Raw genomic sequence first — 6,011 nt, 5'->3', positions numbered from 1 at the left:
TGCCGCCCGCATTCTCGATTCGCCGCGCGAGGACGACGGCTCCCGTCGTCGTGTCGATCCGGACCTTCGCATGTTTCTGGCCGAGCTTGTCGAGCGCGCCGGAAAAGGCCGACATGTCCGAGAACTGTGCAAGGTCTCCAACCGCCGCGCCCGCTTCGTTGGTGATCTTGGCGGGATCGAAGAACAGATCGGCTCGGCCTTCCTTGGGGATGATCGCGTAGCCGAGCGGAAGAGGCGTATAGGCCACGTCGCCGCCGCGAAGGTTGAACGCCCAAGCGAGGTTGTGCGGATCGGAAATCACGACCGCGTCGAGCTTGTCGTCGGCCATTTTCTTGCGCAGACGTTCGAGCTTCGACTGGGCGGTCTCGCCGGCATATTCCAGCGGATGAGGACGAACGGGCGCCCGAGGTGGCGCAGGACGGTCGATCCAGATGACGTCGATGAGATTGAGGTCAACCGGCAGGAGCTTGCCTCCGGCCCGCGCCACGGCCTTTTCGAGGCGCTTGGTGCCGTCGATCGTGTGAAGCCATGGATCGTACGCGAACGTGCCCCCTTGAGGCAGATGATCCGCAATCCAGTCTTCCGCCGTCTTGTCCGCGAGCTGGACCGGCGAGATGACCGCCGTGTCGACCTGTTCCGCGGCCTGGATCGTATAGCGGCCGTCGACGATGAGTGCGGCCTTGTCCTGCAAGATGACAGCCGTCCCTGCCGACCCGGTGAACCCAGTCAGCCATGCGAGACGTTCGGCGCTCTTGGGCACGTACTCGCTCTGATGCTCGTCGGCGCGGGGCACGATGAACCCGGCGATACCGCGGCGCGCCATTTCGGCGCGGAGCTTCGCGATGCGCTCGGGACCTTGGGAGGGGGAGGTGGAATCGTCGAAGGACTGGAACTGGGCCATGGGTTTCGGTGCTGGGAGAATCTGGGGTGTCGATCGGGCGTCAGGCTAGGCGGCAGCGCCCGCGACCGCAACAGTGGCGAAGTGATTATGCAGTGTGCGCTGTGAGCGCCAGTTATGCAGAGACTGCTCGTCATTGGGGCGGCAATCATTGTGCACTGCACCCAGCGAATAGCTCTCATGCAGGCCGACCCCTTACCGCAAAGGTCAGCGACGCTTACCTTTAGTGCAACAACAATACCGAGGAACGCAGAAGGGTCATCGCAACATCGCCGTTGGAGATGGACCATGTCTGTTGTCACGCCGTCCTGGGCCACCAGCGCCATCCTTTCGATTGGCGCGGTCATTTTGGCCAAGCGCCTCGCCACCGCCATCATGGAAAGCCGGTCGCGTTCCGCCGCCATCGAACTGAGCCGGCATGACGACCTCATCCGTCAGTTGGCTGCGCGGTTCGAGCGCTAAGCGTTTCCATACACTCTGCAGGAGAAAATCATGCTGATCACTGTGATCAAGACAGTCTACGACATCTGCGCCGACGCTTTCGCACTGCGTCGCGCGCTGGCGAAGCGCTATCCGTTCGTCGAGCAGGAATAGTTCAGGCGTAGTACCTGAACGGCCGCGGGCTTGCTCCACCGCGCTTCAACACGAGGGCGACCCAGCCTTCGAGATCGTAGCGGCGCTGAAGATGCCATCCCTGGGCGCCATAGGACGACAGGATGCCCGGCACATCCCGGCCGAGAAGGCCGGAGAGGATCAGCGTCCCGTCCGCCGTCGCGACCCGCGACAGGGAAGGGGCGAGCACGCGCAAGGGCTTTGCCAGAATATTGGCAAAGACGAGATCGAAATGACCGGGCCTGTCTGCCTCGGCATGTTTCACGCCRGGTCCCACGTAAAGCCGTAGCCAAGGGGCGATTCCGTTGAGCTTGGCGTTCTCGCGTGCGACGCGAACCGCTTCCGGATCGATATCGCCGGCAACGACGGGCCGCTTCAGTATTTTTGCCGCCGCGAAAGCGAGAATACCGGTGCCCGTGCCGACGTCGAGTACGTGGCGGGGCGTGCGCAGCTTCAATTCGTCGACGAAAGCATCGAGGCAGCTTTTCGTGGTGCCGTGATGCCCAGTGCCAAAGGCGAGGGCGGCCTCGATCTCGATGGTCAGGTCGTTCGGGCGCCGTTCGTCGCGGTCGTGCGCACCGTGGACGAGGATGCGACCGGCCCGGACGGGTTTCAGCCCCTCCAACGAGGACTTCACCCAATCGCGCTGGTCGAGCGGCAGGAACACGCCCTTGTCGGCTTCCGCCCCGACGATGGGCCGCAGGAGGTTGCGAACAGCCTCTTCGTCCGGTTTACGGGCGAAGTACGCCTCCAGCAGCCAGGGCCCGTCATCGGCGGTTTCGAACGCGGCGACCGCCGTCTCGGCTGGATCGAAGATCTCCCCGATCAACTCCGTCATCGCACGCGCGGAATTCTGGTCCGTGCTGATGCGCAGGACATGGGTCGGGCGATTGGGGTGAAGACCTTCGAGCATGGCATTCGCTTACCACCCCCTGAAGGCGCCGTCACGTCGGCTCGACGAGCCGCACTTGTCACGCGGGAGCCGGCTGACCCTCCTTCAGGATCTGGAGTTTCTCCCATTCGAGGCCGCGATAGACCCGCTGCAGGTCCGTGACATAGTCCCGGACGATGGGAGCGGCGTCCCGTTTGCGCGCGAGCTGCATATGGAAAACCAGTTGGCTCCCGGTGCGAAACATCATTTCCGCGCTGATGAGATAGAACTCCCACATGCGGCAGAAGCGCTCGTCGTACATGGCGGCGATCGCAGCGCGATTCTCTTCGAACCGCTGATGCCAATGCTTGAGCGTCTCCGCATAGTGAACGCGCAGGAATTCCAAGTCGGTGACCCAAAGGCTTGCCTGTTCGACGACCGGAAAGACCTCGGACAGCGCCGGAGAATAGGCGCCAGGAAAAATGTATTTGCGCAGCCATGGACTCGCCGTTCCCGGCGGACTCATATGGCCGATCGAATGCAGCACCATCAGGCCGTCGTCATCGAGCAAGGCGTTTATCTTGGCGAAGAACTCGCCGTAATGGTGCACGCCCACATGCTCGAACATGCCGACGGAGACGATGCGGTCGAAACGCTTTTCGAGTTTGCGATAATCGAGCAATTCGAAGCGAACGCGATCGGCTAGGCCTGCCCGGCGCGCCTTCTCGTTGGACAAAGCATGCTGTTCCTTGGAGAGCGTGACGCCGGTCACGTCGACGTCCTCCATCGCGGCGAGATAAAGCGCGAGATCGCCCCAACCGCTCCCGATGTCGAGAATTCTCAAACCCGGCTTCAATTGCAACTTGGATGCGATGAGGCGCAGCTTGTTCTGTTGCGCCTCTTCCAACGTATCGTCTTCGTGCAGGAAGTAGGCGCATGAATATTGCATGCCCTTGTCGAGGAAGAGCTTGTAGAAATCGTTGCCGAGATCGTAATGGTGCGCCACGTTGCGCTGCGCTTCGCCGATCTTGTTCGCCTGTTGAAAGCGCTTCAATCCGCGCGAAACCCGCCGCAGCATCTTCTGCATCGGATATGTGCCGAGCGCGATCCGGTTCATGGAGAACAGCGTCAGGAAATCCTTGAGCGTCGAGCCGTCCTCGAAGCTCAGCCTGCCGTCCATATAGGCCTCGCCCGCATGCAGCTCCGGATTGAGGAACAGCTTGTGGTAAAGCGACTTGTCCGTCAGGCGCATCGTGACGGCGRGGCCGGGGGAGCCGGCGAAGACATGCACTTTGCCCTCCGCATCGACCACCTTCAGCGTCCCGACGCGCACGAAGGATTTCAGCATATGGGATAGGGGGAACATCGAAGCCCTCGCTTGCCATACTCGACGAAGCGATGGTTCCACAGTCGCAGCCGGGTGGCTAGAGCAGAACCGCCCGTTGTCCCCCGGCTCGGGCCGTCAGCCCAACCGTTCCACGAAGCTGTCCAGCACCATCTTGCGGCCTGCCTTGTCGAAATCGACGGTCAGCTTGTTGCCGTCGATGGCAGCGACGGTGCCGGGGCCGAACTTGGTATGCAGGATCCGGTCCTCGAGGCTGAAGTCCGATCCAGCGCCCGTGGAGCGGGCGACGAGTTCGCCCTCGATCGTCATGGGCCCGCGGCGGTCGCCCGAGCGGCGGCCGGAATAGCCTCCGTCCTCGAAACCGCCGGCGGCCTTGCGCGCCTGGGCCCGCTGCCAACCTGGCGTCTGGTAGGACGAGCCGTTGAAGTTGGACATCCGGTCGAAACGGGAGCCTTCGGCGAAACCGCCTTGGGAGAATTGCGCGGGCGCGTCGACGACGTCGACGTGTGCTTCGGGCAAATCGTCCACGAAACGGCTCGGGACCGTGGAATTCCACATGCCGTGAATGCGTCGATTGGAGGCGAAATAGATTTTGGCCCGCCGCTTCGCTCGGGTCAGGCCCACATGGGCGAGTCGACGCTCTTCTTCGAGCCCGGCGCGGCCGCTCTCGTCGAGGGCGCGTTGGTTAGGAAACAGCCCTTCCTCCCAGCCGGGCAGGAAGACAGTGTCGAATTCCAGACCCTTCGCGGCATGGAGGGTCATGAGGCTCACACGTTCGGTAGTATCGCTCTCGTTGGCGTCCATCACGAGCGACACATGTTCGAGGAAGCTCTGGAGATCGGGAAACTCCTCCATGGAACGCACGAGCTCCTTGAGGTTTTCCAGACGCCCGGCCGCGTCCGCGGAACGATCCTTCTGCCACATCTCCGTGTAGCCGGATTCCTCCAGAACCGTCTGCGCGACTTCCGACTGCGTCATCGTTTCCGACAACTTCGCCCAGCGACCGAACGAAATGAGAAGATCCCGCAAGGTTGATCGGGGCTTCGCCTTCAACTCGTCTGTCTCGACCATGAAGCGCGCCGCTTCCATCAGCGGAACACGTGCCGCGCGGGCGTGGTTGTGCAGAATTTGCAGTGTCGCATCGCCGAGACCGCGCTTGGGAACGTTGACGATGCGCTCGAAAGCGAGATCGTCCGCCGGTTGGTTGACGCATCTGAGATAGGCGAGGGCGTCTCGGATTTCGGCACGCTCGTAGAAGCGCGGCCCGCCGATGACCCGGTAGGGCACACCGAGTGTCACGAGCCGATCTTCGATCTCGCGCATCTGCGCCGAGATGCGCACGAGAATCGCAATCTCCGCGAGCGAATGCTTCTTGGAATGGAGCGCTTCGATCTCTTCACCGATCAGGCGTGCTTCATCCTCGGAATCCCATGCGCCGGTCAGCGTGACTTTCTCGCCGGGCTCGTCTTCGGTGCGCAGGGTCTTGCCAAGTCTGTCCTGGTTCTTGGCGATGAGGCCGGAGGCGGCGGACAGGATATGCGCGGTGGAGCGATAGTTCCGTTCCAGGCGGATCACGACCGCACCGGGAAAATCGTGCTCGAAACGTAAGATGTTGTCGACTTCGGCTCCGCGCCAGCCATAGATCGACTGATCGTCATCGCCGACGCAACAGATATTCTTGCGGGTCTGAGCGAGCAGGCGCAGCCACAGATACTGGGCGACGTTGGTGTCCTGATACTCGTCCACCAGCATGTAGCGGAAACGGTTCTGATATTGCTGCAGAACGTCTGGGTGCTCGCGCCACAAGCGCAAACATTCGAGCAGCAGATCGCCGAAATCGACCGCGTTGAGTGTTTTCAGACGATCCTGGTAGGCGCTGTAGAGCTTGCCGCCCTTGCCGTTGGCGAATGCACCGGCTTCTCCGGCGGGAACCTGGTTCGGCGAGAGACCACGGTTCTTCCAGCCATCGATGTAGGATGCGAGCTGGCGCGCCGGCCAACGTTTTTCGTCGATGTTCTCCGCCTCGATCACCTGTTTCATCAGGCGGAGCTGATCGTCGGTCCCGAGAATCGTGAAATCCGAACGAAGTCCGACGAGCTCGGCGTGGCGACGCAAGATCTTGGTGCCGATCGAGTGAAACGTGCCGAGCCATTGCATGCCCTCGGCCATGGGCCCGATCAGATTGGCGACCCGCTCCTTCATCTCGCGGGCGGCCTTGTTGGTGAAGGTGACCGAGAGGATGTCGAAGGGCCGCGCCTTTCCGGTCGCGATCAGATGGGCGATGC

Annotated in this window: 5 protein-coding genes; 1 reads left to right on the top strand and 4 read right to left on the bottom strand. The window is 62.1% G+C overall.

Features of this window, described 5'->3' with window-relative positions:
- Positions 1-901, bottom strand: a 901-nt coding sequence (locus AC1DT3_RS10405) for an aminopeptidase P family N-terminal domain-containing protein (protein ID WP_477465181.1), incomplete at its 3' end; no start/stop codon positions are given.
- Positions 902-1,186: 285 nt separating this feature from the next.
- Between AC1DT3_RS10405 and AC1DT3_RS10400 the strand changes: the two genes are divergently transcribed.
- A complete protein-coding gene (locus AC1DT3_RS10400; RefSeq protein ID WP_477465180.1) occupies positions 1,187-1,360 on the top strand; it encodes a hypothetical protein in 174 nt (57 codons plus the stop codon).
- 133 nt (positions 1,361-1,493) lie between these two features.
- Here the strand turns inward: AC1DT3_RS10400 and AC1DT3_RS10395 are convergent, their stop codons facing one another.
- The 3 genes from AC1DT3_RS10395 to AC1DT3_RS10385 form a co-directional block, all read right to left on the bottom strand.
- A complete protein-coding gene (locus AC1DT3_RS10395; protein ID WP_477465179.1) occupies positions 1,494-2,423 on the bottom strand; it encodes a 50S ribosomal protein L11 methyltransferase in 930 nt (309 codons plus the stop codon).
- A gap of 58 nt (positions 2,424-2,481) precedes the next feature.
- Complete coding sequence (locus AC1DT3_RS10390) at positions 2,482-3,747, bottom strand: class I SAM-dependent methyltransferase (RefSeq protein WP_477465178.1); 1,266 nt, start codon at positions 3,745-3,747, stop codon at positions 2,482-2,484.
- A gap of 96 nt (positions 3,748-3,843) precedes the next feature.
- The coding region (locus AC1DT3_RS10385; protein ID WP_477465177.1) for an ATP-dependent helicase at positions 3,844-6,011 on the bottom strand (2,168 nt) is incomplete at its 5' end.

This window comes from Microvirga sp. P4_G7 (genome assembly GCF_056401005.1).
The sequence above is the reverse complement of the archived record's forward strand: the minus strand, read 5'-3'. Positions and strand labels throughout refer to the sequence as shown.

Bases quoted from the DNA above. Each gene is read 5' to 3' on its own strand.
- AC1DT3_RS10400 (WP_477465180.1), top strand. From the start codon at position 1,187: ATGTCTGTTGTCACGCCGTCCTGGGCCACCAGCGCCATCCTTTCGATT.